18 protein-coding genes are annotated in these 24,926 nt (G+C 71.5%); 6 read left to right on the top strand and 12 right to left on the bottom strand.

The window, feature by feature from the left end:
• The first annotated feature begins 55 nt into the window (after nt 1–55).
• Entirely contained in the window at nt 56–1,723 is a 1,668-nt protein-coding gene (locus M4960_RS00245; RefSeq protein WP_248703190.1) for an APC family permease, read from the top strand.
• A gap of 36 nt (nt 1,724–1,759) precedes the next feature.
• Here the strand turns inward: M4960_RS00245 and M4960_RS00250 are convergent, their stop codons facing one another.
• Entirely contained in the window at nt 1,760–3,064 is a 1,305-nt protein-coding gene (locus M4960_RS00250) for an LLM class flavin-dependent oxidoreductase (protein ID WP_248703191.1), read from the bottom strand.
• Nucleotides 3,065–3,067: 3 nt separating this feature from the next.
• A complete protein-coding gene (locus M4960_RS00255; protein WP_111086437.1) occupies nt 3,068–4,465 on the bottom strand; it encodes an O-acetylhomoserine aminocarboxypropyltransferase/cysteine synthase family protein in 1,398 nt (465 codons plus the stop codon).
• Nucleotides 4,466–4,600: 135 nt separating this feature from the next.
• Here M4960_RS00255 and M4960_RS00260 point away from each other — a divergent pair, with 135 nt between their 5' ends.
• Nucleotides 4,601–5,911, top strand: coding sequence for an amidohydrolase family protein (locus M4960_RS00260; RefSeq protein ID WP_248703192.1), 1,311 nt, complete (start codon nt 4,601–4,603; stop codon nt 5,909–5,911).
• Nucleotides 5,912–6,002: 91 nt separating this feature from the next.
• Here the strand turns inward: M4960_RS00260 and M4960_RS00265 are convergent, their stop codons facing one another.
• From M4960_RS00265 to M4960_RS00285, 5 genes are all read right to left on the bottom strand, one after another.
• Complete coding sequence (locus M4960_RS00265; RefSeq protein WP_123294778.1) at nt 6,003–6,536, bottom strand: NUDIX hydrolase; 534 nt, start codon at nt 6,534–6,536, stop codon at nt 6,003–6,005.
• Nucleotides 6,537–6,668: 132 nt separating this feature from the next.
• On the bottom strand, nt 6,669–7,382 hold the full coding sequence (locus M4960_RS00270) for a M50 family metallopeptidase (protein WP_185021100.1): 714 nt from the start codon (nt 7,380–7,382) through the stop codon (nt 6,669–6,671).
• A gap of 131 nt (nt 7,383–7,513) precedes the next feature.
• On the bottom strand, nt 7,514–7,627 hold the full coding sequence (locus M4960_RS00275; protein WP_240347339.1) for a Rax2 family protein: 114 nt from the start codon (nt 7,625–7,627) through the stop codon (nt 7,514–7,516).
• Nucleotides 7,627–9,441 carry a glutamine--fructose-6-phosphate transaminase (isomerizing) gene (glmS, locus tag M4960_RS00280; RefSeq protein WP_123294776.1) on the bottom strand — a complete coding sequence of 605 codons (1,815 nt, stop codon included), beginning with the start codon at nt 9,439–9,441 and terminating at the stop codon, nt 7,627–7,629. The genes M4960_RS00275 and glmS overlap by 1 nt, the downstream gene beginning before the upstream one ends.
• 478 nt (nt 9,442–9,919) lie before the next feature.
• Nucleotides 9,920–12,616 (bottom strand): LuxR family transcriptional regulator, encoded by a 2,697-nt coding sequence (locus tag M4960_RS00285; protein ID WP_248703193.1) that lies wholly within the window; start codon nt 12,614–12,616, stop codon nt 9,920–9,922.
• 487 nt (nt 12,617–13,103) lie between these two features.
• On the opposite strand from M4960_RS00285, the gene M4960_RS00290 reads away from it, so the two are divergent.
• Nucleotides 13,104–14,594 (top strand): MFS transporter, encoded by a 1,491-nt coding sequence (locus M4960_RS00290; protein ID WP_248703194.1) that lies wholly within the window; start codon nt 13,104–13,106, stop codon nt 14,592–14,594.
• A 59-nt stretch (nt 14,595–14,653) separates the two neighbouring features.
• Here the strand turns inward: M4960_RS00290 and hisN are convergent, their stop codons facing one another.
• From hisN to aroA, 4 genes are all read right to left on the bottom strand, one after another.
• On the bottom strand, nt 14,654–15,436 hold the full coding sequence (gene hisN / locus M4960_RS00295) for a histidinol-phosphatase (RefSeq protein ID WP_123294773.1): 783 nt from the start codon (nt 15,434–15,436) through the stop codon (nt 14,654–14,656).
• A gap of 18 nt (nt 15,437–15,454) precedes the next feature.
• Nucleotides 15,455–16,627 carry a hypothetical protein gene (locus tag M4960_RS00300; protein ID WP_248703195.1) on the bottom strand — a complete coding sequence of 391 codons (1,173 nt, stop codon included), beginning with the start codon at nt 16,625–16,627 and terminating at the stop codon, nt 15,455–15,457.
• Nucleotides 16,628–16,987: 360 nt separating this feature from the next.
• Nucleotides 16,988–18,061: a ribosome small subunit-dependent GTPase A gene (gene rsgA / locus M4960_RS00305; RefSeq protein ID WP_248703196.1), complete on the bottom strand. Its 1,074-nt coding sequence runs from the start codon at nt 18,059–18,061 to the stop codon at nt 16,988–16,990.
• 3 nt (nt 18,062–18,064) lie between these two features.
• A complete protein-coding gene (gene aroA / locus M4960_RS00310) occupies nt 18,065–19,444 on the bottom strand; it encodes a 3-phosphoshikimate 1-carboxyvinyltransferase (RefSeq protein ID WP_248703197.1) in 1,380 nt (459 codons plus the stop codon).
• 111 nt (nt 19,445–19,555) lie between these two features.
• Between aroA and M4960_RS00315 the strand changes: the two genes are divergently transcribed.
• The 3 genes from M4960_RS00315 to M4960_RS00325 are packed head-to-tail and all read left to right on the top strand — an operon-like array spanning nt 19,556 to nt 21,054.
• A complete protein-coding gene (locus M4960_RS00315; RefSeq protein WP_123294769.1) occupies nt 19,556–20,323 on the top strand; it encodes a sigma-70 family RNA polymerase sigma factor in 768 nt (255 codons plus the stop codon).
• The gene (locus M4960_RS00320) at nt 20,320–20,562 is read left to right on the top strand and encodes a zf-HC2 domain-containing protein (RefSeq protein ID WP_111086426.1); all 243 of its coding nucleotides are present in this window, start codon (nt 20,320–20,322) and stop codon (nt 20,560–20,562) included. Before M4960_RS00315 ends, M4960_RS00320 begins: the two co-directional genes overlap by 4 nt.
• Nucleotides 20,563–20,613: 51 nt before the next feature.
• Entirely contained in the window at nt 20,614–21,054 is a 441-nt protein-coding gene (locus tag M4960_RS00325; RefSeq protein WP_123294768.1) for a GNAT family N-acetyltransferase, read from the top strand.
• An 18-nt stretch (nt 21,055–21,072) separates the two neighbouring features.
• Here M4960_RS00325 and M4960_RS00330 read toward each other — a convergent pair whose 3' ends face one another.
• Entirely contained in the window at nt 21,073–24,825 is a 3,753-nt protein-coding gene (locus M4960_RS00330; protein WP_248703198.1) for a multifunctional oxoglutarate decarboxylase/oxoglutarate dehydrogenase thiamine pyrophosphate-binding subunit/dihydrolipoyllysine-residue succinyltransferase subunit, read from the bottom strand.
• Nucleotides 24,826–24,926 lie beyond the last annotated feature (101 nt).

Genomic DNA, 24,926 nt, shown 5'->3' on the forward strand with positions numbered 1-24,926 from the left:
GAGTCGATGAGCGCGACCCCAGTTCGTGGGGCCCGCTCACTCGACGGGAGCAGCAGTGGCTACAACGACGACGACGGCGTTGCCGGACTCCGGCCTCAAGCGGAACGTGGGCTTCATCGGGCTCATCTGGGCCTCGACGGGGTCGATCATCGGCTCCGGTTGGCTCTTCGGGTCGCAGGAGGCCCTGAAGACCGCCGGCCCGGCCGCGATCATCTCGTGGCTCATCGGCGGTGTGGCGATCCTCGTCCTCGCCCTCGTGCACGCCGAACTCGGCGGCATGTTCCCGATCGCGGGCGGGACGGCACGGTTCCCGCACATCGCGTTCGGCGGCATCGCCGGCGCGTCGTTCGGCTGGTTCTCCTGGTTGCAGTCCGTGACCGTCGCCCCGATCGAGGTCGAGGCGATGATCAAGTACGCGCAGCACTGGCAGTTCGCGCACCCGTGGCTGCACACGACGACGGTGGACGGGGAGACGCAGCAGCTGCTCACCGGCGCGGGCATCGCGGTCGCCGTCGTCCTCATGGCGGTGGTCACCGTGATCAACCTGCTCAGCGTCCGGATCCTCGCGAACACGAACTCGGCGGCGACGTGGTGGAAGGTCGCCATCCCGCTGCTGGTCATCGTCGTGCTGGCGTTCAGCGGGTTCCACGGCTCGAACTTCACGGCGGCTGACGGCTTCATGCCCGAGGGTGCCAAGGGGGTCCTGGCGGCGGTGTCCACCTCCGGCATCATCTTCGCCTTCCTGGGCTTCGAGCAGGCCGACCAGCTCGCGGGTGAAGCGAAGAACCCGCGGCGGGACATCCCGCGCGCCGTCATCGGCTCGGTGCTCATCGGGCTGGTGATCTACCTGCTGCTGCAGGTCGTGTTCCTCGGGGTGCTCCGGTCGGATGCGATCCAGGGGTCCTGGGCCACCGCCGACTTCACGAAGTACACGGGGCCGTTCGCCGACATCGCGATGGCCGCCGGCATCACGTGGCTGGCGGTGGTCATCTTCATCGACGCGATCATCTCGCCCGCGGGGACCGGGCTGATCTACGTGACGGCGACGAGCCGCATCTCCTACGGACTCAGTCGCAACGGGTACTTCCCGAAGGCGTTCGAGTGGACGACGAAGCAGGGTGTGCCGTGGGTCGGGCTCGTCACGGCGTTCGTCGTCGGTTGCGCGTGCTTCGCACCGTTCCCCTCGTGGCAGGGGCTGGTGAGCCTCATCACGAGCGCGTCGGTCCTGATGTACGCCGGTGCCCCGTTGGCGCTCGGTGCGTTCCGGAAGCGGATCCCGGAGATCGAGCGCCCCTACCGGATGCCCGCCGCCGCGGTGCTGTCGCCGATCGCGTTCATCGTCGCGAACCTCATCATCCTGTGGACCGGGTGGGACACCGACTGGAAGCTCGGCGTCGCGATCCTCATCGGTGCCGTGGTGATCATCCTGAACAACGTGTTCCGCGGTGCCTCGAGCGTCCGGCCGCGCTGGGACTGGAAGGCGGCGCAGTGGCTGCTGCCCTACCTGATCGGCATGGGGCTCATCGTGTTCCTCAGCGACTTCGGTCCGCTGGAGCACCCGGTGTTCCCGTTGTGGATCGACATCGTCGTCGTCGCGGTGTTCTCGCTGGTGATCTACTACTGGGCGATCAACTCCGCCTCGGACCGTGCGGAGATCCTCCGCACGGCCGACGACGTCCGTGACGTCGAGGAATCAGGCGTGGTCGAGCCGGTCCACCACTAGTCGAGCCGGTCCACCACTAGTCGAGCCGGTCCACCACTAGAAGTCGAACAGGTTCGCCCGGATGCCCCCGGCGCCGTACTCCCGCCGCAGGAGCCCACGGCGCCGGAGCACCGGCACCAGGTCGCCGAACATCCGGTGGATCTGCGCCGGGTGCAGGTCGCCCGAGAAGATGATGCCGTCGTTGTCCGCGTCCGACCCGAGCTCCTCGATGAAGTCCGCGAACTCGTCGGCGGTGCCGACGAAGCCCTCGCGCGAGGACACCCGCCCCTTGCGGGCCTTGCGCTCCAGGAGCGCGCGCAGGGGAGCGTCCGGGGTGTCGCCGAGCAGCCCGCGGATCGTGCCGGCGGAGACGTGGTCGCCGAAGGTCCCGTCCGGCACGGGCGCGTCGAGGTCGAGCGCGAGCAGGTCCGTCTCGGAGTCGCTCGACCACGCGATCGCCGCGGTCCGCAGGTCGTCGTCGGACGGGTGCCGGGACGCCTCGACGATCCGGTCGGCCTCGTCGGACGACGAGACGATCTCGGGCTTGAGGACGAACAGGATGCGCAGGTCGGCGGCCGTGCGTCCGGCGGCCTGCGCTGCGGCGATCACGCGACCGCGGTAGTCCGCCACCGCGGCGGCCGACAGCGGCGCGAGCGCGAGTTGCACGTCCGAGTGGGTGCCGGCGAACGCGAGGCCCCGACCGGAGCCACCGGGGGAGACGACCACCGGGTCCGAGTCGAGGGGCAGCGCGTTGAGCGGGCCGTCGGCGGTGAAGTACGCGCCCTCGTGGTGGAAGGCGTCGAGCGCGTCCCCGTCGGCGAAACTCCAGTCCGATCGGTTCCCGATGAACCCGGACCCCCACGACCCCCAGAGCCGGCGGAGCAGCGTGATCCACTCCTCGGCCCGGTCGTACGCCTGGTCGTGCGGCAGCGGCGGCAGACCGGCGTGCCGGGCACTGCCGACGTCGGTCACGACGTTGATGCCGAGCCGCTCGGAGGACAGGTGCGCCAGCGTGGCGAACTGTCGTGCAGCCAGGTACGGCGGCGTGAACCCGGCGTTCACGGTCGGCGCGATGCCGATGTGCGAGGTCGCCGCGAACAGGTACGGCGCGAGCAGCAACGGGTCGTGCTTCGGGCCGCCGTACGCCTGGCGGATGCGCAGGTCGAGCGTCGACGGGTTGCCGAGCGAGATGGCGTCCTCCGCGATCACCAGGTCCATGCCGGCCTGCTCGAGCGTGCGGACGGACTGCTGGTACAGGTCGGGCTTGGTCCAGTCGTGGCCCCAGTCCCAGTCCGAGCGCCCCCACGCCTGCGGGCCGAACCCGCGTGAGAAGAAGTACCCGAAGTGTTGCGGTCGTGCCATCGTCTAGAGCTCCTCCGAGATCACGTGCGTGCCCGGGACCGAGTGTTCCAGGGACGCGCGCTCCGCGTCGGACGCGCCACGGGCCTCCAGACCGACTCTGCCGTCTGCAGAACGCAACGCGGCGAACCCGCGTTCCAGGTCGCGGAGCAGGTCCGCGACGTCCTCGATGCCGACCGACAGTCGGATCAGGCCGTCGTCGATGCCCTGGTCGGCGCGCTCCGCGGCGGTCTTGCCGGCGTGCGTCGTCGTCGCGGGGTGCAGGATCAGCGAGCGGACGTCGCCCAGGTGGGTCATCCGGCTGAACAGCTGGACGCTGTCGATGAAGGTGTGCGCGGCGGCTTCGCCGCCCGCCAGCGTGAACGCGAAGACGGAGCCGGCTCCGCGCGGCAGGTAGCGCTGGGCGAGGTCGTGGAACGGACTGGAGGCCAGACCCGCGTGGTCGACGCTCGTCACCTCCGGCTGTGCTTCCAACCACTGCGCCACCGCCAGCGCGTTCGCGCTGTGGCGTTCCACGCGCAGGCTCAGCGTCTCGATGCCCTGGCGGATCAGGAACGCGTTGAACGGCGACGGGGTGGGCCCGATGCGCGAGGCGACGACGTCACGCGCGAAGACGACGAACGCCCGGTTGCCGTAGCGCTCGACGTAGCTGTCGCCACCGAGCGACCGCTCCGGGCTGGTGAGGTGCTGCCAGCGCTCGGGGGAGGCGGACCAGTCGAACGTACCGCCGTCGACGACCACGCCGCCGAGGCCCGCGCCGTGGCCGGACAGGAACTTCGATGCCGAGTGGATGACGATGTCGGCACCGTGCTCGACCGGGCGGACCAGGTACGGCGTCGCCAGGGTGTTGTCCACGATCAAGGGGACCCCGGCACGGTGCGCGGTGTCGGCGACGCCGGTGATGTCGAGGACGTCGTTCTTCGGGTTCGGGATCGTCTCGGCGAAGAACGCCTTCGTGTTCGGGCGGACGAGCCGTGCCCACTCGTCGAGGTCGCGCTGGTCGGCGACGAAGTCGACCTCGATGCCGAGGCGGCCGAGGTTCTGCACGAGCAGCCCCTTGGTGCCCTCGTAGATGCTGCGGGCGGCGACGACGTGGTCGCCCGCCTGCAGGAGCCCGAGGAACGCGATGGTGGCGGCTGCCTGGCCACTGCCGACGAGGATCGCCTCGACGCCCCGCTCGAGCAGGGCGACGCGGCGCTCGACGTCGGCGTTCGTCGGGTTGCCGAGGCGGGTGTAGGTGTAGCCGTCCTCGGTGCCGGCGAAGCGGTCGCGCGCCTGGTCGAAGTCGTCGAAGAGGAAGCCGGAGGACATGTGGATGGCCGGGATCCGTGCGCCGTGCCCTGCGTCGGGCACGAAGCCGCCGTGCACCTGTTCGGTCGAGAAACCGTGATCGTCGTTCGCCATGGGACACCTCCGGGAGTCGTCTGGCGGTAGCCTCGCAGCCTTCGCTGCGTGGACAGGCGATTGCGGCGTTCCGTTACGCGGAACCGGGGTGCGGTGGGGTCGCGGCGGGGCCCTGGCGGCTGCCACGATGGGAGCATGGCGACCGACGAAGCGACCCTGATCATCCGCGATGTCCGTCCGTGGGGTGGTGCACGGTCGGACATCCGGGTGGCGGACGGCCGCATCGTCTCGGTCACCGCGACCGGAGCGGGCGACGGCGTCGCGGGCGGTGCCAGTGCCAGTGCCAGTGCCAGTGCCAGTGGCGGTGCCGGTGCCGGTGCCGGTGCCGGTGCCGGTGCCGGTGCCGGTGCCGGTGCTGGTGCTCGGGTCGTCGACGGGCGCGGCCAGCTCGCGCTGCCGGGGCTCGTCAACACGCACGCCCACGTCGACAAGAGCTGGTGGGGGCACGAGTGGGAGTCGTACGGCGGCGAGCCCGGCACGCAGGGGCGCATCGCGCACGAACGGGCTCGGCGTGACGCCCTCGGGATCCCGAGCGAACCCGTCGCCACGCGGGTGCTGCGCGAGGGGCTGCGCACCGGCACCACCCGGGTCCGCACACACGTCGACGTCGACCTCGGCGTCGGGCTGCGGGGGATCGAGGCCGTGCATGCGGCGGCCGACGCGCTCGACGGTGCGGTCGAGGTGTCGATCGTCGCCTTCCCGCAGGACGGCGTGCTGCGGCGGCCCGGTGTGCTCGACCTGCTGCGGCAGGCGGCGACGGCCGGAGCGGACCACATCGGCGGGCTCGACCCGTCGCTCATCGACCGCGACCCGGTCGGGCAGCTCGACGGCCTGTTCGCCATCGCCGCCGACACCGGGTGCGGCATCGACATCCACCTGCACGAGCCCGCCGAGCTCGGTGCGTTCGCGTTCGACCTGGTGCTCGACCGGGTGGAGCGGCTCGGCATCGCACCGGGCAGGGTCAACATCGCCCACGGGTTCGCGATCGTCGACGTCGATCCCGTGCGTCGCCGCGACCTGCTCGCCCGGATGGCGTCGCTCGGCGTCACGATGACCACCGTCGCCCCGGTGCGGATGCGACAGCTTCCCCTGCACGAGTTCGACGAGGCCGGCGTGCGGTTCGGCTTCGGCACCGACGGCATCCGTGACCTGTGGAGCCCCTACGGCGACGGCGACCTGCTCGGCATCGCGTGGCAGTACGCGCGGGCCGGCGGTGTGGTGCGGGACGAGGACCTGACCCGCGTGGTGGAGCTCGCCACGCGCGACGGTGCCCGGTTCGTCACCGACGAGGCGCACGACCTCGTGGCGGGGGCGCGTGCCGACGTGGTGCTGCTCGACGCCGAGAACCCGATGGACGCCCTGGTGCGACGGGTGCCGCGGTCGCTCGTCGTCGCCGGCGGCCGGGTGTTCGACCCCGCCGAGCTCGCGCAGCGCCCCTGGGAGTAGGCGCGGGGCTGCGCACCCGTTCTGCGACATTGCACCAGTCGATCACCGTGTGGATCGTCGCGGACGTGGTGCGAGCAGGATGCGCGAGGCGTCAGCCGCGGTAACTGACCGATGCGACGGCCGCCGACAGCCGGCCCGGCAGCCCCGGCGGGATCTCGGCCGGCAGGTCGTCGAGCGCGAACCAGCGGACGTCGTCACTCTCGTCGCTGACGGCCGTCACCGCCGACGGGTCGGCGAGGGCGACGAAGCCGACGTCCCAGTGCGCCGCGCAGGCGAACCCGGCGCCGAGCTCGTGCCGGTCCAGGTCCGCGATGCGGTCGTCGACGAGCTCGAGGTCGGTGATGCCGGACTCCTCGCGCGCCTCGCGACGAGCGGCGTCGGCCAACGAGGCATCCGACGGCTCGAGGTGCCCGCCGAACTGCACCCAGAAGCCGCCCTTGCGGTGCAGGCAGAGCAGCACCCGGACCAGGTCGGGCGAGAACACGAAGCACGACGCGGTGAGGTGCTCCGGGCCGCCGTCACGCCACAGGGAGGCGTCCCGTCGGGCGGCGACGAACGCGGCGAACCCATCGCGGTGCCGATCGTCAGCGGTGGCGAGGGCGGTGGTGACGGTGTCGAGCAGCACCGCACCATCCTCCCAGGTGTGGTGAGGGGGACGCGGTGGTGGCGACGACGCGGTGGTGGCGACGACGCGGAACGACGAGGTCGACGTCGTACGACATCGAGGGCGTCGTTCCGGGTCGACCACGGCACCCTGTCAGAAGAGCGCGCGCACGCCCGCCACCACGGTGTCCCAGACCTCGAGCAACGGGACCCGTGCGAGCCACACCGCCAGGCCGTTCACCAGCACGAACAGCACGAACCAGACCCCGGCCGGCACCCGCGTCTCGGCTGCGGCGATGTGGAAGTCCGTCTGCACGCGGGCGCCGGTGAGCAGCCACCGTGCGACCTGCACGACGGACCGCAGTCCGTCGACGACGAAGAACGCCCCGACGGCGGCGACCACGAGCACCGTGGTCTCGGACGGACGCAGTGCCACCCACAGCGCCAGGACGTCGAACCCGAGGACGACGAGCAGCCCGAACCAGTTCCGCACGAACACCAGCGCCACGAGCCCGATGACCCCGAGCACGGCGACGGGCAGCCACCGCGAGCCGTGCAGCACCCCGGTCACCAGGAGCACCCCGGCCCAGAGCGGCGCGCTGTACCCGGCGTAGAGGTTGAGGATCCGGACGAGCCAGCGGATGCCGCCGGGGACCCGACCGAGCTGGACCCAGGCCTCGCCGGAGCCGTCCGGGTGCAGGTCGATGCGCTGGATGCGGCCGCCGAACGGGACGACGACGATGCAGTGCCCGACCTCGTGCGCGATGGTCGCGGCGATCCGTGCGACGCGTCCGACGAGCGGCAGGAACGGCAGGAGCGCGCCGACGACGAGCGCGACGAACACGAGGGGCGGGGCTGCGGTGGTCAAGGGACCAGCATCGCAGCCGTGTCCCGCGAACTGCCCGAGACCCGGCGTCGAGGACGATGTGGAACGACACCCTCGACGTCGTACGACATCGAGAACGTCGATCCGAGTCGGCGCCCGCCCGCGCGCCCGGCTCAGCCCAGGACGGTCGGCCCCGCCACCACGACGACGAGCACCGTCGTCATGGCGATCGCGAACGCCGTGAGCACGACCAGGAACGTCGTCAGGTGGTTCATCCGACCGCGCATCACTCGACCGTCACCGACTTCGCCAGGTTGCGCGGCTTGTCGACGTCGCAGCCGAGCTGCAGCGCGAGTTCGCGGGCGAGCATCTGCAGCGGCACGACGGCCTCGAGCGGACCCCAGGGCGCCGCCATGGCGCCCCAGGCGAGTCCGCCGGTGCCGCGGCTGCCGAGCGCCGGGATGTCGGAGCCTTCGCCGCCGATGGTGATGACGAACCCGCCGCGGGCCCGGACCTCGGCGATCGCCGACTGGATCTTCGGCTCGCCGTGGTCGATCACGACGACGGGGGTGCCCTCGTCGACGAGGGCGAGCGGGCCGTGCTTCAGCTCGCCCGCGGGGTACGCCTCGGCCCAGCGGTAGCTGAGCTCCTTGAGCTTGAGTGCGCCCTCGGCGGCGTACGGCAGGCCCGCACCGCGGCCGAGGAACAGGAAGCCGGTGGCCTCCTTCACGCTCGACACCAGGAGCGGCATCCGGTCGGCGGACACCTGCGTGGCGTGCTCGATGCGTGCCGGCAGGTCGAGCAGTTCGTCGACGAGCGCGTGGGCACGTGCGACCTCGATGCGGCCGGACGCCACGAGCGCGGAGATCACCGCGGCGACTCCGACGACGACCTGCGCGGTGAACGTCTTCGTCGCGGCGACGCCGATCTCCGGACCGGCGTGGCAGTCGAGCACGGCGTCGGCGCGACGGGCGAGCGAGGAGTGCATGTTGTTCGTGAGCGCGAGCACCGGGTGGCGGTCCTCGAAGCGGTCGAGCGCGCGGAGGACGTCGGCGGTCTCGCCGGACTGGCTGATCGCGACGACCAGGGTGTCGGGGCCGAGGACGGCCTGGTCGGCCTCGCTGGCGACGACGATGTCGGTGGGGACGCCGCCGATGCCGCGCAGCGCGGTGGCGATCACCTGGCCGGCGTTGAGCGAGGTGCCGCAGGCGACGATCGCCAGGCGCTGGAAGGCGGGCAGCCCGAGGCCGACCCACATGCTGCCGTCCGCGGTGCGGCGGGCGATGCGGTCCAGGATCGTGCTGACGACGTCGGCCTGCTCGCCGATCTCCTTCGCCATGTGGTCGGGGTGGTCGCCGAGGTCCAGCGCGGTGGCGGCGAACGGCGACGGGGTGGGGAACGGCACGGGGACGGTGATCCCGTTCGACGACCAGGTCCAGGCCTCGCCGAGCTCGACGACGTCACCGTCGCGGAGCGCCACGAAGGTCTCGCACCACTCGGCGATCGCACCGATGTCGCTCGCCACGAAGTCGCCGCGGGCGGACCGGGCGACGACGAGCGGGGAACGGTCCGCGGCCACGACCATCCGGCCGTCGCGGGCGTCGAGGACGACGATCGCCCACGACCCCTCGAGCTGCGCGGTCGCGATCTGCACGGCGAGCATCAGGTCCGGGTCGACGGCCAGGGCACGCTCGACGAGGTGCGCGATGACCTCGGAGTCGACCTCGGAGCGGAACCGGTGGCCCTGCGCCGTGAGCATGTCACGCAGGCGGTCGGCGTTCTCGATGATGCCGTTGTGCACGATGCTGATCCGGCGCGAGCAGTCGGCGTGCGGGTGGGCGTTCGCCTCGCGCACGGCACCGTGCGTGGCCCAGCGGGTGTGACCGATGCCGACGCCGGTCAGGGCGTCGCCGGACCGGGCGGCGACGAGCGTGCGCAGGTCCCCGACGCGGGAGACCGAGCGGATCGTCTCGGTGCGTCCGGCGGCGGTCCGGACGGCGATGCCGGCGGAGTCGTAGCCGCGGTACTCAAGTCGTTCGAGTCCGTCGAGCAGGTAGGGCGTCGCGTCGTCAGACACGCGGGCCGCGATGATGCCGCACATCGGCTGTCCCTTCGGGGGAACGGGGTGGGGGAGTGGAGCGGGGTTCGGCACCGACCGCCGTCGGGTCTGCCGCGCGTCCGGGCCCTCGCGGTCCTGACCGGCGCCCGTCCTCGGATCAGGCGAGGACGGACGACGGAGTGGGTGGGCCACGAGGTTCGGGTACCGGACGGGGTACCGCGGTCTGGCCCCTCGGGAGGGGCACGGCGGTCGGTGCATGAGAAGCCTCACCCGGCGACGCCGCCACGGCAACAGTCGTCGACTGCTCTTGCGGTTCCCCGCGTGCGGGGGACGCCGCGGTGCGGTCGCGTGCGGACTCCCGCAACGCGCGCGCGCTCCGCATGAAGCGACGCGCCAGCGGCGCGCGGCGCCAGCGCCGACCGAGCCTGCGAGGCCGGTTGCGTGAAAACAGGGAAAAGGCGGACGGGAGGCCCGGTACCAGCTGGTACCGGGCCTCCCGTCCGCCTTGTGCTCGCGTCGACTACGTGAGCAGCGCGACCAGGTGGGAGCGCGACCGCGCGCCCACCTTGCGGTAGATCTGCGTGAGCCGCAGCTCCACCGTGCGCTGCGACATGAACAGCGACGACGCGATCTCGCGGTTGCGGTAGCCCTCCGTCACCTTCTGCACCACGGCGCGCTCCTCGGCCGTGAGCGAGGTGAGCACCGCGGAGGCGTCCGGAGCGCTCCGGGGCGTCCCCGGCATCGACGCGGACAGCACCGGTGCGGACCGGAGCGACGGCCCCGTGCCGAACGGCGGCATGGCCGCTGCCGGTGCGGGGGTGACGAGGGGACGGCGCATGCCGGCCGCCTCGTACGCCGCTGCTGCTGCCGCACCGAGACGCGGACGCTCGGCGGGGTTGCCGACCGTCGCGAGGGCCGCGAACGTCCGTGCCCGCTCGAACTGCGAGTCGTGCGGCTGGAACAGCTCCAACGCGCGGCGACGGGCGCTGTCCCGGGTGGTGTCGTCGGCGACGAGCGCGAGGCTCCTCGCCAGCACGAGCGCACCCCAGCGACCCGGTCGGGCGTGGTGGTCCGCAGCGAGCCGCGCGGTGATGGTGCGGGCGTCGTCGATCCGTCCGAGGCGTGCGTACGCCTCGACCAGGTCGCCGAGGTGCCGGAGCACCGCGGGGTTCCGCAGGGACCGGCCGATGGCGTCCGCCGCTTCGAGTGCGGCGGCTGCCTCCTCCAGTCGGCCGTCGAGCAGCAGGACCCGACCGCGGAGCGCGTGCAGCTTCGCCGTCGCACCCCACAGGCGGCTCGTCGAACGGTGCTCGAGGCACCGGTCCACGACCGCCAGGGCATCGGCGGAGCGCCCCTCGGCGAAGTGCCGCCAGGCGATCGCGATGGCCCGCGACGGCTCACGGAGCCGTTCGACCACCGAGGAACCGGCCTCCCACACGTCGATCGCGCGGAGCGCCTGCCGGAAGTTCCCGGAGCGCACCTCGTTCTCGGCGGTCAGGTAGCGGGCCGCCTCGGTCCACACCGGCGCCGTCTGCGGGCCACGGGCGAGGACGAGTGCGAACACCCGACGCGCGCTCCGGTACCGCTCGGCGATGCTCAGCGCGTGGGCGAGGAGCAGCAGGGCCGGGTCGGACATCGCCAGCAGCACCGACGTCGCGAGTCCGTCGTGCAGGTCGGTGTCCGACGGCAGGGTGCCGTTGATCGCGGCGATGAGCTCCCGCGCGGTCGTCGTGATCTCCAACGTGTGCGGAGACGCCGACGCCTCGAGGGGCTCGACGCGGTGCAGCAGGTCCTTCGCCTGGTCGAGCTCCCACGCCTCGGCACGGAAGCACGCCACCATGGCCATCAGCCCGGCGACCGCGTCCACGTCGGCCGGCTCGGTCGCGTCCACCGACACGAGGAGTTCGTCCGCGTGCACGGCGTCGCCGCTGAGGTACTGCGCCGAGTACTGCAGGCGCAGCCGGCGGACCTCGTGCGCCGTCGTCCGGAACGGACGGAGCGCGGCGAGGTAGCGCGCGGCGAAGCCGAGCAGCCGGTTGCCGAGCAGGGCCTCAGCGACCCCGAGCAGCGCGACGAGCTCATCCTCGGTGCCGCCACCGACGTGCAGGGCACGCTCGGTGAGGGCGATCGCGGCGTGCACGTTGCCGTCCACCACGTAGGACCGTGCGGCGCTGAGCAGCGCGACCACGTCGGGGACGTCGTCGACGAAGCTCCGGTGCCACGCGGCTGCCCGCGGGTCGGACTCGGCGCTCGCCGTGGCCAGCGCGGCGTGCGCCGCGCGGCGGTCACGGGCGGGCATCCGCCAGTACAGCGCGGACCGGACCAGGGGGTCGCGGACCGTCACGCTCTGGCCCCGCACGGTGGCGAGGCCCGCTCCGACCAGGTCGTCCAACTCGTCGCGGTCCCAGGCCGTGGTCTTCGCGACCGGCACCAGGGCGAGTTTCGCGAGGACGTCCAGATCTCGTCCCGCGGCGGACCCGAGTGCGAGGGCTGCGAGGGCCTCGGTCGTCGGAGTGGGTCGGAGCGGGAGCACGATCGGCTCCGCGCCGGTGAGCTGCTCGCGGCTGAGCACCGCGAGTTGTTCGCGGAGCGCGCCGGGGTTGCCACCGGTCTCCGCGGCGAGGACGGCGAGGACGCCGTCGTTCGCTTCTTCCGGTGCCATGGTCCGGGCGAGGATGAGTGCCTCGTCGGACGGCAGCGGCTCGATGCGGAGCGCCGGCAGGGCCGCGAGCGGACCGTCCGACGGCACCGAACGGACCGTCGCCACGACGCGCAGGGCGGTGCCTGCGAGTCGGCCGGCGAGGAACGCGATGAGCTCCTGGCTCTCGACGTCCATGCGGTCGAGGTCGTCGATCAGCACGAGCGTCGGCGGCAGGGTGAGGGCGTGCACGGCGTCGAGGAAGTCGTGCGCCGCCGCCAGTCCGGCGGTCACGGGGACCGCCGTCTCACCCGTCTGCAGGAGATGGGCGATGTGGGCCGTCGCACGAGGGTCGTCGAGCGCGGTGAACAAGGAGGTCACGCCGGCCAGCGGCCAACGGGATTCACTCCCGTTGACACCGACCCGCACGACGGGGAGGGAAACGCGGTTCGAGACCGCGTCGAGGACGCTGCTGCGTCCGGAACCAGGGTCGCCGACCACGACCATCGCGGACTCCCGAGGGAGTACAGCGAGGGTCGCGATCCGGTCGACCTCGAGACGTCGACCGGTGAGTGCCATGACTCACCGGCCTCCGGGCCCGGAAGCGGATCCTGCGGAGAGGTCGTCGGCGAACGCTGCGAGCGCTGCGACGGGGCGCCGTGAGGCGGACCGGACTGCTGCACGGTGGGTGGCCGTGTCGGCGTGCGGACGGATGGCGGCGACTGCGCGCGCGCCGGAGCTGTCGTGGATTGAATGCGGTCGACGAGTGAGGGTGCACTCGGTTCCGCTCGGGAACGATGATGTCATCGTCTGTATCACCCCTCGGGTTAGGGTCTTCGGACGAACACGGGAGGCCTTGCACGTGCACTCGGATCTAGGGAATCCAGGTGCTTGCGTGACCTTCCGTACGAGCACGATAACTCAGGTCCTGACCATCTGAGCCGCCCCGCGCACCGCGTATCCGGCAACGGTGCCCCCAGTCCGGGGGGCCACGACGAGGGGGTGTCACCCACCCGGGGGGTGGGTCTCGCCCGCCCGGAGGCCGGTCGGTGTACGAACGATGGTGATGTCCAGCGCTGACCCGACCGACGCCCGCCTCGACGACCGCACGCGTTGGAGGGCCTTCGCCGTGTGCGTCGCGGTGGCCGCCCTGACGATCCTCGACCTGTCGAAGGTCAACGTCGGTCTGCCGTCGATCGAGAAGTCCCTCGGCGCCACCAGCTCGTCGCTGCAGCTCATCGTGGCGGGGTACGCGCTGGCGTTCGGCCTCGCCCTCGTGCCCGCCGGCCGGCTCGGCGACCTGAAGAGCCGCCGTGCCCTGTTCATCATCGGACTCGTGGCGTTCACCGTGTCGAGCCTGCTCTGCGCCGTGGCGCCGACCATCGAGGTGCTCATGGTCACGCGGATCCTGCAGGGCTTCGCCGCCGGCACCCAGATGCCGCAGGTGATCGGGCTCGTGCAGCAGTTGTTCCGGGGCCCGGAGCGCGGACGGGCCTTCGGGCTGTTCGGCGCCATGATCGGCATCTCGACGGCGCTCGGCCCGACGATCGGCGGTGGCCTCATCGCGATCGGCGGCGAGGAGAACGGGTGGCGGCTGCTGTTCTGGATGAACGTGCCGCTCGGACTCGTCGCGCTGTTCTTCGCGATGCGGCTGCTGCCCAAGGGGGCGCAGGGACAGGCGAAGGACCGCGAGCTGGACATCGTCGGCATCCTGCTGCTCGGCGCCGCCATCATCACGCTGATGCTGCCGTTCGTGCTCACCACGGGTGCCGGCGACTCCGGTGCCCGGTGGCTCTGGCTGATCGCCTTCGTCGTGTTCCTCGGTCTGTTCGTGCTCTGGGAGGTCCGGTACAAGCAGCAGGGCAAGTCACCGGTGGTGCACTTCGAGCTGTTCCGGCTGTCGTCGTACCGCAACGGGCTGTCGATCGTGGCCGTCTACTTCGCGGCGATCCCGGCGTCCTTCCTGATGGTGACGCTGTTCCTGCAGGAGGGGCTCGGGCTGTCACCGCTGTTCGCCGGCATGGTGAGCATCCCGTTCGCGGCCACGAGCGCCGTGGGGTCCTACATCGGCGGACGGATCGTCGACCGGGTCGGACGGGCCCTGGTGGTCTTCGGGCTGTTCATGGTCGTCGTCGGCTTCGTGCTCCTCATGCTCGCCGCGGTGCTGACCCCGCCGGAGGTCACGCCGTGGGCGATGGCCGGGGCGTTCCTGGTCGGCGGGCTCGGCGGCGGGTTCGTGGTGTCGCCGAACCAGACGCTCACCCTGGCCGAGATCCCCGTGGAGCAGTCCGGGGTCGCCGGGTCGATGCAGCAGCTCGGGCAGCGCGTCGGGACCGCGATCGGGACCGCGGTGGCGACGAGCATCTTTTACGGGATCGTGCGGGGTGCTGCTGCCGGCGACTCCGGCGGGAGTCGGCTCGATGCGTACCACGACGCGTTCCGGAGCGGCACGACGTTCACGGTCTCGCTGATGGCCCTCGCGCTCGTGCTGGCGGTCGGGGACCTTATGGTGCGGCGGCGTGCGGCTCGGCGTGAGGCGGCGGCTGCGGCCGCCTGATCGACTCGGAACGACACCCGCGACGTCATCCGACGTCGAGCGTGTCGTTCGGGGTCGTGCTAGCGGCGGATGACCTCGACGACGGCGTCGTGCACCAGGCCGTTCGTCGCGAGTGCACTGCCGTGCCAGGCCCCGGGGTCGCCGTCGAGCGAACTGAAGCGCCCGCCGGCTTCCTCCACGATGGGCACGAGGGCCGCGATGTCCCACGGCTTCAGGTCGGGTTCGCCCGCGATGTCGATGACCCCCTCGGCGACCAGCATGTACGACCACATGTCGCCGTAGGCGCGCGTCCGCCAGACCTTGCGGGACAGGTCGACGAGGGACTCGAGCCGGTCGTCGTCGTCCCACTGCTGGATGCTGTTGTAGCTCAGGCTCGCGTCGGACAGGTCCGCGACACCGGAGACGCGGAGGTCGCCGTCGAACGAGTGCGCGCCGAGGCCCTCGGCCGCCCACCAGCGCTTGCCGAGCGCGGGGGCGCTCACGACGCCGAGCACGGGGCGGCCGTCGACCGCCAGGGCGATGAGCGTCGCCCACACCGGCACGCCGCGCAGGTAGTTCGCGGTGCCGTCGATCGGGTCGATGACCCACTGACGGTGCCCCTCGCTGGTCGCCTCGGCACCGGTGTCCGCCGTGGTCTCCTCGCCGAGGAACGCGTCGTCGGGGCGTTCCGTCGCGATCCGCTCGCGCAGGGCGTGTTCGACGGCCTGGTCGGCGTCGGTCACGTGCGTGCTGTCGGCCTTCTTCGACACGTGCAGGTCGGCGGCGCGGAACCGCTCGAGGCTGATCGTGTCGGCGATGTCGGCGAGCGAGCGGGCGAAGTCCAGGTCGGCGCTGAGGTCCACGGGTCGAGCGTAGCGGGGCTACGCGGCGACGACCTCTTCCTCTTCGAGCCGGGTGACCTCACGCTCGCGGGCGATGCGGGTGCGGCGGGCGACGAGACCGTGCACGACCACGCAGAGCAGGACGGCTGCGGCGAGCCAGAGCGCGAGCACCAGGGACGACCGGCCGAGCGAGGCGTCCGGGAAGTACTGCAGGTCCTGTGCCGCCTGCAGCCACGCGGCGCCGCTCCAGAAGGAGTGGAGTGCCGAGAAGAACCCGGGCACGAACGACGCCTGGAAGATGCCGCCGGACGACGTGAAGTTGAGCATCACGAACAGCATCGTGAGCACGGGCGTCGTCCACCGCCCGAGGACCGGGTGCAGACCGACGCCGATCGCGACGATGATCGCGTCGTACAGCCAGGCGAACAGGAACACCTGCCAGTGGTGCGTGGTGGTGACGCCGTAGATCGGGCCGGCGACGATGATGCCGATGCCGGCGACGACCCCGGCGGTGGCGAGGCCGACCACCGCGGTCCACACCGCGCGGAGCTTCGTCGCGACGGACGCCACAGCGATGGCCGATGCGTAGCCGCCGACGCTCAGGGCGACGAGCAGGAAGAACAGCCCCTGCCCGGTGCTGTCCTGCTCGCCCGTGGGGACGACGTCGACGACCCGGAACGGCACGTGCTGTTCGTAGGCGATCGGCAGGAAGACCTTCTGCGCGGCGCTCGCGGTCGTCTCCGATGCCGCGGTCGAGACGTAGAGCGTCGCGCCCGTGGTGGTCGGGGCGTACACGGCGGCCAGGTCGCGGTCGCGGATCTGCCGCTCGGCGTCCTTGGTCGACGCGACGACGTGGGCGACGAGGGCGCCGTCGGACTCGTCGGTGACGGTCTGCGCGAACACCTGGGTGGCGGCGGCCTGCCCGACGATGCCGACCGGCAGTTCCTTCGGCGCGGGGGCGTGGAAGGCACCGAGGTACGCCAGGCCCATCCCGGCGGCGAGGAACAGCGGCACGAGGATGTGCGTGGCGAAGGTCAGGAGCACCCGTCCGAGGCCGGCCGGGCGTAGGGCGCTGTCGGTCCGCTGCGGTCGCGGTGCTCGGGAGGACTTGTGGGTGGGGGAGTGGTGCGCGTGCGACGTCGTTGTCGTGCTCGAGGACGGGGCGTCGACGGCGGGGGTCGGCGCAAAGTTGTACTTTGCAACTTCAGACACGAGGGTCCACTGTACAACACCGCTGCACACTTGTCGACGCGTGCTGGGTGGGGGTGCGGTCGGGCCGGGCGCGGTGGGACGAGGTGCCACGCCCGAGCGCTCTCCGCCGAGGTTCCACAACATGCCGCGCGCGGTTCGCCGAGGTTCCACGAACGGCCCGAACCACCGCCGAGATGTGCAGATTTCGGAACCTCGACGGGGCGGGTCGGGGCGCCGGAGTGGTCACGACGTGCCGTGCGTCGGAGCTCGAGCGGCCACGAACCGTTGAATGCAGCTCCGTCAGGCGACAGTTCGTGACCCATCGGCGCACGCCGACGGGCGCGGGCGCGACAGGGCGCGGGCGCGGGAGCGCGCCGCGGGCTACTCCAGGCCGGGGTCGGAGGCGCCCATGCCCGTCAGGAGCGCGCGGAACGAGTCGAGCCGTTCGACGCCGGTGGCACCGAGCTCGCCGTCCTGCACCCGGTCGACGATCTCCCAGTCGTGCGCCTGCGCCAGGGGGATGCCGTCCCGCGCGGGGCGCACCGGGATCGCGTGCGAGGCGAACGCGCGGAACACGTTCGCGGGATCGACGTGCCCGAGGCCGAACGACCGCACGCCGGGGGTGTCGATGATCCACCCGCCGTCACGGACCCGCAGCGCGATCGACGACGACGAGGTGTGCCGCCCGCGCCCGGTCACCGAGTTCACGACGCCGATCGCCCGGGTCGACCCGGTCAGGGCGTTCACGAGCGTCGACTTGCCGACACCGGAGTGCCCCACGGTCACGGTGACCTTGTCGTCGAGCAGGTCGTGCAGGGCCTCGAACGGGACGTCGTCGGACCGGCTCGTCACGATCCGCAAGGAGAGGCACGCGAAGTGCGCCAGGAACGGTGCCGGGTCGGCGAGGTCGGTCTTCGTGATGCAGAGGATCGGGTCGAGCCCGGCGTCGAACGCGGCGACCAGGTACCGGTCGATGAGCCGGGTGCGGGGCTCGGGGTCGGCGGCCGCCACGACGATGAGCATCTGGTCGGCGTTCGCCACGATGACGCGCTCGACCTCGTCGGAGTCGTCGGCACTGCGGCGGAGCAGCGTGGTGCGCTCGGCGACCTTCACGATGCGCGCCAGTGACCCGGGGTCACCCGAGACGTCGCCGACGAGTGACACGTGGTCGCCGGTGACGACCGACTTCTTGCCGAGCTCGCGGGCCTTCGTCGCCGTGATGACGTGCTCGGATCCGGAATCGGAGCCGGAGCCCGTCCCCACCAGCACGCCGAAGCGCCCACGGTCGACGTTCGTGACCCACCCCACAGGCGCGTCGTCGTACGTCGGCCGGGTCTTCGTGCGGGGCCGGTTGCCCTTCGGGTTCGGACGCACCCGCACGCTCGACTCGTCGTACTGTCCGTACGGTTCGTCCGCGTCGGAGTCGTCACCGTCGACGTCGTCCCACCAGCTCATGCGTCAGGCCCCCGCGTCCCCGGTCGAGACCAACGCCGCCCACAGCTCGGGGAACTGCGGCAGCGTCTTGGCCGTGCACCCGATGTCGTCGACGGCGACGCCGTCGACGACGAGGCCCACGACGGCGCCGGCCGTCGCCATCCGGTGGTCGTCGTACGCGGCCCAGTCGCCGCCGTGGAGCGCGGCAGGCTCGATGCGCAGGCCGTCGTCGAGTTCGTGCACCGCGCCTCCCGACCGGTTCACGTCCGCCGCGAGCGCGGCGAGACGATCCGTCTCGTGCCCACGCAGGTGGCCGATCCCGGTGATCTCGGTCGGCCCGCCGGCCAGCGCGGCCAGCGCGACGAGCGCCGGTGCGAGTTCACCGCCGCGGCTGAGGTCCAGGTCGAGACCCGGCAAGGAGGCCCCGCCCCGGATCCCGACGCCGCCGTCGACGACCAGGTCGTCGCCGTCTCGGGCCACGGTCGCGCCCCACAGGGGCAGGAGCGTCTCGAGGTCGGCGCCGACCTGCGTGGTCTCGCGCGGCCAGGTGCGGATGCGGACGGTGCCGCCGGCGACGAGCGCGGCGACCGCGAACGGCGCGGCGTTCGACAGGTCGGGCTCGATGGTGACGTCGCGCGCGGCGATCGGACCGGGGTGGACGACCCACTCGCCGACCGCGGGTTCGTCGACGGTCACGCCGCGGGCACGGAGCGCGGCGACGGTCATCTCGATGTGCGGCAGGCTCGGCAGGCGCTCCCCGACGTGGGTGAGGTGCAGGCCCTCGTCGAAGCGCGGCGCGGAGAGCAGCAGGCCCGACACGAACTGCGACGACGCCGATGCATCGATCGACAGGGCGCCACCGCGCACCGACCCGGTGCCGGTGAACGCGAACGGCATCGAGCCGTCGCCGTCGTCGGTGACGTCGACGCCCAGGTCGACGAGCGCCCCGATGATCGCGTGCATCGGACGCTTGCGGGCGTAGGGGTCGCCGTCGACGACGACCGGGCCGACCGCCAGGGCGGCCAGCGGCGGCAGGAACCGCATCACGGTGCCGGCGAGGCCGCAGTCGACGCGGACGTCGCCGTGCATCGGTGCCGGGGTGATCCGGAGGTCGGGCCCGTAGGGGTTCGGCTGCGTGCCCGGTACCGGCTCGACCTCGTCGATCCCGACGCCGAGCTGCCGGAGCGCCGCGATCATGAGCGCCGAGTCGCGCGAGTGCAGCGGCAGGCGGATGACGGAGGGGCCGTCGGCGAGGGCGGCGAGCACGAGCTCGCGGTTCGTCAGCGACTTCGAGCCGGGCAGCGCGACGTCGCCACGCAGGGGACCGCGCGCGAGCGGGGCGATCCAGGGGGCTGGGTCCGCGGCGGCCTGTGCACCGCTCTGGGAATGCGTCGTGTCTGCCATCGGTTCACAAGACTACTGAAACGATCGGGAGGACCCTTGGCGACAGCACTCGCACCCTCGCGGACGCGCCTGCCCGGCGTGTCCACGTCGCTCGCTCTAGACTGGCCCGCGATGACGACCGACGAGCCGCAGGCAGCACCGCACGACCTGGTCGAGGAGACCGAGGAGCAGCTCGACGCGGTCGAGGCGGAAGAAGCGGACGACGAGTCCTTCGTCGACGCCAAGACCGTGTCGGCCGACGAACTCCGCGCCCTCTTCGAGACCCAGGCACTGCCCTTCATGGACCAGCTGTACGGCGCGGCGATGCGGATGACCCGCAACCCGGCCGACGCCTCGGACCTGGTGCAGGAGACCTTCGTCAAGGCGTTCGCCGCGTTCCGCCAGTTCAAGCAGGGCACGAACCTGAAGGCCTGGCTGTACCGGATCCTGACGAACACGTTCATCAACACGTACCGCAAGAACCAGCGGAACCCGTACCAGGGCACCATCGACGAGCTCGAGGACTGGCAGCTCGGCGGCGCCGAGAGCGTCACCCAGTCGATCTCCGCACGGTCCGCCGAGGCCGACGCGATCGACCACCTGCCGTCGTCCGCCGTCAAGGACGCCCTGCAGGCCATCCCCGAGGACTTCCGGATGGCCGTGTACTTCGCCGATGTCGAGGGCTTCTCGTACCAGGAGATCGCCGACATCATGAAGACCCCCGTGGGGACGGTCATGAGCCGTCTGCACCGTGGTCGCCGGCTCCTCCGGGGGCTCTTGGCGGACCACGCCCGTGAGACCGGCATCGTCCCGGACGCAGCGTCGACGGCGACGATGCGCGGACGAGGTCGGAAGACTGCCGCGACCGAGGGTCGCGTCGATGGGAAGGAAGCACGATGAGCGGCTGCGACTGCTCCAAGGCGAAGGCCGAGCTCGAGGAGTTCCTGCACGGGGAGCTCTGCCGCGAGGACGCGGCGGACATCCGTGAGCACATGGACGACTGCGAGGACTGCACGACCGAACACCGCGTCGGCGTCGTCCTGATCGAGACCGTGCGCCGCGCGTGCAAGGAGACCGCTCCGGAAGAACTGCGCGGCGAGATCCTCGCGCGCATCCGGCTGGAGCAGTCGACCCACTGAGGTCCGCGGCTCCGTCGTCACACGGCGGGTCGGGTCGGTAGTGTCACGGACATGACCCTCCTCGTCGAGTCGATCACCACCTGGTCCGACACGGACGTCTCCGACGTCGCTGCCCTCGTCCGCCTGCTCGGCCACGAGGTCGACGACGCGGCGATGCGCGCACGCCTCGAGCGGCTCACGCCCGAGGCCGGACACCGCACCTGGGTGGTGCGTGGCGACGACGGTCGCGCGGTCGCCGTCGCCGGCGCGCAGGTCACCTGGGCGTACGCGAGCGACGAGCCGACGGCGCAGCTCCTGCTGCTGGTGGTCGACGACACGGCCAGGAGGCTCGGCACCGGTTCGGCGCTCATCGGCACCTTCGAAGCGTGGGCCGTCGAGCAGGGCGCGCGTCGCCTGAGCGCCGTCAGTGCGGCCGCGACGGACAGCGCGCACCGGTTCTACCAGAAGCGCGGGTACCACGACGCGGGTGTGCGCTACACGAAGATCGCGTAGCGCACCCCGGCGTGGGGTCTAGCCGAGCGCCTTCTCGATGACCTCGGTGGCTTCCTGCGCGGAGCGCTTCGACGACCCGGTGGCCGGCGCGGCACTCGCGGCACGGGCGGCGACCGACAGCGGTCGACCGTCGAGGTGCGGCGACAGGTTCATGCAGACGAACGGCCAGGCGCCCTGGTTCTCCGGCTCCTCCTGCGCCCACACGACGTCGGCGTCCGGGTAGCTCGCCAGCACCTCGAGGATGCGCTCGAGGGGGAGCGGCGCGAGCTGCTCGAGCCGGACGAGGGCGACGTCGGTGACCCCGCGCTTGTCCACCTCGGCGCGCAGGTCGTGGTGCACCTTGCCGGAGTGCAGGACCACGCGACGCACCGTCGCCTTGTCGGCCACGCGGTCGTCGTCGATCACTTCCTGGAAGGTGCCGTTCGTGAAGGCCTCGACCGCGCTCGTCGCCTGGCGCAGGCGGAGCATGGCCTTCGGGGAGAACACGATCAGCGGCTTCTGCGGACGCTCCCACGCCTGGCGGCGCAGCAGGTGGAAGTACGACGCCGGAGTGGACGGGCGGGCGACGACCATGTTGTCCTCGGCGCACAGCTGCAGGTAGCGCTCGATGCGGGCGGACGAGTGGTCCGGTCCCTGGCCCTCGTAGCCATGCGGCAGCAGCAGGACGAGGCCGGAGCGCTGTCCCCACTTCTGCTCGGCCGACGAGATGAATTCGTCGATGACGGTCTGGGCACCGTTCGCGAAGTCGCCGAACTGCGCCTCCCACAGCACGAGTGCCTCGGGCCGCTCGACCGAGTAGCCGTACTCGAACGCCATCGCCGCGTACTCGCTGAGCAGCGAGTCGTAGATGGTGAACCGGGCCTGGTCCTCGGTGAGGTTCGACAGCGGCAGCCACTCCTGGCCGTTCGACCGGTCGTGGAACACCGCCTGGCGCTGGACGAAGGTGCCGCGGCGGGCGTCCTGGCCGGCGAACCGGACGGGCTTGCCCTCCACCAGCAGCGACCCGATCGCCATGAGCTCGGCCATCGCCCAGTCCACACCGCCGTTGCGCGTCATGTCGGTGCGCTTCGACAGCAACTGCTGCAGCTTCGGGTGGATCGAGAAGCCGGCGGGCGGGTTGCTGTGCGCGTCACCGATGGAGCGGACGAGCTCTTCGGACACTGCGGTCTCGCGGACCTCGACCTCGGTGTCGTCCTGCTGCGCCGCCGGGCGTTCGAGCCCCTGCACGGCACCGTCGTCGTCGACCTGGATCACCGGGATGGTGCCGGTCTGCGCCTCGTGCGTCTCGGCGAAGGCCCGCTCCAGGCGGTCCTGGAAGTCGCGGTGGGCCTCGTCGTACTCTTCCTGCGTGATGTCACCGCGGCCGACGAGGGCCTCGGTGTACAGCGTGCGGACGGACCGCTTCGCCTCGATCAGGTTGTACATGAGCGGCTGGGTCATCGAGGGGTCGTCGCCCTCGTTGTGGCCACGGCGGCGGTAGCAGATGAGGTCGATGACGACGTCACGGTGGAACGCCTCGCGGTACGCGAACGCCAGGTCGGCGACGCGTGCGACGGCTTCGGGGTCGTCGCCGTTCACGTGGAAGATCGGCGCCTGGATCGTCTTGGCGACGTCGGTGGAGTACACCGAGCTGCGCGCCGACTCGGGCGGGGTGGTGAACCCGACCTGGTTGTTGATGACCAGGTGCACGGTGCCGCCCGTGCGGTAGCCGCGGAGCTGCGACATCTGCAGCGTCTCGACGACCACGCCCTGACCGGCCATCGCCGCGTCGCCGTGCACGAGCACCGGTAGGACGTTCGTCGAACCGGGGCCCTGCTTGTCCTGCTTGGCCCGGACGATGCCCTCGAGCACGCCGTCGACGGCCTCGAGGTGGGACGGGTTCGCCGCGATCGTCACGGGGATGCTCGAGCCGTCCGAGGTGCGGAACAGCCCCTCGGTGCCGACGTGGTACTTCACGTCGCCGGAACCCTGACCGGACACCGAGCCCGGCAGGGACGAGCCCTCGAACTCACGGAAGATCTGGCCGTAGGTCTTGCCGGCGATGTTCGTCAGGACGTTCAAGCGACCGCGGTGGGCCATGCCGATCGCGACCTCGGCAAGGCCGACACCGGCGGCGTGCTGGATGAGCGTGTCGAGGAAGGCGATGGTGGACTCGCCGCCCTCGAGCGAGAAGCGCTTCTGCCCGACGTACTTGGTCTGCAGGAAGGTCTCGAACGCCTCGGCCTCGTTGAGCTTGCCGAGGACGCGCAGCTGCTCGTCCTTCGACGGCTTCGAGTAGGGGACCTCGATGCGTTCCTGCACCCAGCGGCGCTGCTCCGGGTCCTGGATGTGCATGTACTCGATGCCGACGGTGCGGCAGTAGGCGTCGCGCAGGATCCCGAGGACGTCGCGCAGCGGAGCACTCGTCGTGCCGGCCAGCCCGCCCGTGACGAACTCGCGGTCGAGGTCCCAGAACGTCAGCCCGTGGCTCTCGATCTCGAGGTCGGGGTGCGTGCGCTGGCGGTACTCGAGCGGGTCGATGTCGGCCATCAGGTGCCCGCGGACGCGGTAGCTGTTGATGAGCTCCTGCACGCGTGCGGTCTTGTTGACCCGGTGTGCCAGGTCGACGTTGATGTCGTTCGCCCACTGGATCGGCTTGTACGGGATCCGGAGCGCCGCGAAGATGCCGTCGTAGAAGCCGTGCTCGCCGATGAGGCGTTCGTGCACGTGCTTGAGGTACTCGCCCGAGCCGGCGCCCTGGATCACCCGGTGGTCGTAGGTGCTCGTCAGGGTGATGGTCTTGCCGATGCCGAGCTCGACGAGGGTCTTCGAGGCCGAGCCCTGGAACTGCGCCGGGTACTCGAGGGCTCCGGCGCCGATGATCGCGCCCTGCCCCTTGGTCAGGCGGGGGACCGAGTGCACGGTGCCGATGCCGCCCGGGTTCGTGAGCGAGATCGTGGTGCCCTGGAAGTCGGCCGGCGTCAGCTTGTTGTCGCGGGCCCGCTTGACGAGGTCTTCGTAGGCCGACAGGAACTGGCCGAAGGTCAGGGTCTCCGCACGCTTGATGCTCGGCACGAGGAGCGACCGGGTGCCGTCCTTCTTCGGGACGTCGATCGCGATGCCGAGGCCCACGTGCGCCGGGGCGACGACGAACGGCTTGCCGTCGCGCTCCTCGTAGAACACGTTCTGGCTCGGGAAGTCCTTGAGCGCCTGCACCATCGCCCACCCGATGAGGTGGGTGAAGGAGATCTTGCCGCCGCGGGCACGGCGCAGGTGGTTGTTGATGACGATCCGGTTGTCGATCATCAGCTTCGCCGGGATCGTCCGGACGCTCGTGGCCGTCGGGACGGTCAGCGAGGCGTCCATGTTCGACGCCAGGGTCTTCGCCATGCCCCGGAGCGGGGTCGCCACGTCCTCGTGGGTCTCCTCGTGGTCGTCGGCGGCGTCGTTGGCCTCGGCCGGGATCGGCGGCGGGGTCGGCTGGCGCGACGTGGTCTTCGCCTGGATCGGACCACCCTGCGCCGACGCCTGCTGCGCTGCCGCCTGCTGCGGGGCCGTCGCGTCACCGGTCGCGGGCTGCTGCGTGGTCGACTGCGCGGGCGTCGAGGACTGCTGGTCAGCTGCCGGAGCGCCGCCGACCTGCGTGCGGTGGTAGCTCTCGAGGACCGGCCACCAGGACTTGTCGACCGACTCCTTGTCCGCGACGAACTGCTCGTAGAGCTCGTCGACGAGCCACTCGTTCGCCCCGAATTCGCCCGCGGTCTCGTCCGTTCCGGTCAGATGGCTCGACACAGCCGATCGCCCACTCTCCGTCGATAGATGCTCGTGTGTGTCGTGCGGTGCAACCCTGCCCCGCACAGGTGCCAAGCCTAGCCGCTCGCACATGTCCGTTC

The sequence above is a fragment of the Curtobacterium sp. MWU13-2055 genome (genome assembly GCF_023242305.1).
Lineage (GTDB): Bacteria > Actinomycetota > Actinomycetes > Actinomycetales > Microbacteriaceae > Curtobacterium.

Bases quoted from the DNA above. Each gene is read 5' to 3' on its own strand.
- M4960_RS00250 (WP_248703191.1), bottom strand. From the start codon at position 3,064: ATGGCACGACCGCAACACTTCGGGTACTTCTTCTCACGCGGGTTCGGC.
- M4960_RS00260 (WP_248703192.1), top strand. From the start codon at position 4,601: ATGGCGACCGACGAAGCGACCCTGATCATCCGCGATGTCCGTCCGTGG.
- M4960_RS00325 (WP_123294768.1), top strand. From the start codon at position 20,614: ATGACCCTCCTCGTCGAGTCGATCACCACCTGGTCCGACACGGACGTC.
- aroA (WP_248703197.1), bottom strand. From the start codon at position 19,444: ATGGCAGACACGACGCATTCCCAGAGCGGTGCACAGGCCGCCGCGGAC.
- M4960_RS00275 (WP_240347339.1), bottom strand. From the start codon at position 7,627: ATGCGCGGTCGGATGAACCACCTGACGACGTTCCTGGTCGTGCTCACG.
- M4960_RS00315 (WP_123294769.1), top strand. From the start codon at position 19,556: ATGACGACCGACGAGCCGCAGGCAGCACCGCACGACCTGGTCGAGGAG.
- M4960_RS00320 (WP_111086426.1), top strand. From the start codon at position 20,320: ATGAGCGGCTGCGACTGCTCCAAGGCGAAGGCCGAGCTCGAGGAGTTC.
- M4960_RS00290 (WP_248703194.1), top strand. From the start codon at position 13,104: ATGTCCAGCGCTGACCCGACCGACGCCCGCCTCGACGACCGCACGCGT.
- M4960_RS00255 (WP_111086437.1), bottom strand. From the start codon at position 4,465: ATGGCGAACGACGATCACGGTTTCTCGACCGAACAGGTGCACGGCGGC.
- M4960_RS00285 (WP_248703193.1), bottom strand. From the start codon at position 12,616: ATGGCACTCACCGGTCGACGTCTCGAGGTCGACCGGATCGCGACCCTC.
- rsgA (WP_248703196.1), bottom strand. From the start codon at position 18,061: ATGAGCTGGTGGGACGACGTCGACGGTGACGACTCCGACGCGGACGAA.
- glmS (WP_123294776.1), bottom strand. From the start codon at position 9,441: ATGTGCGGCATCATCGCGGCCCGCGTGTCTGACGACGCGACGCCCTAC.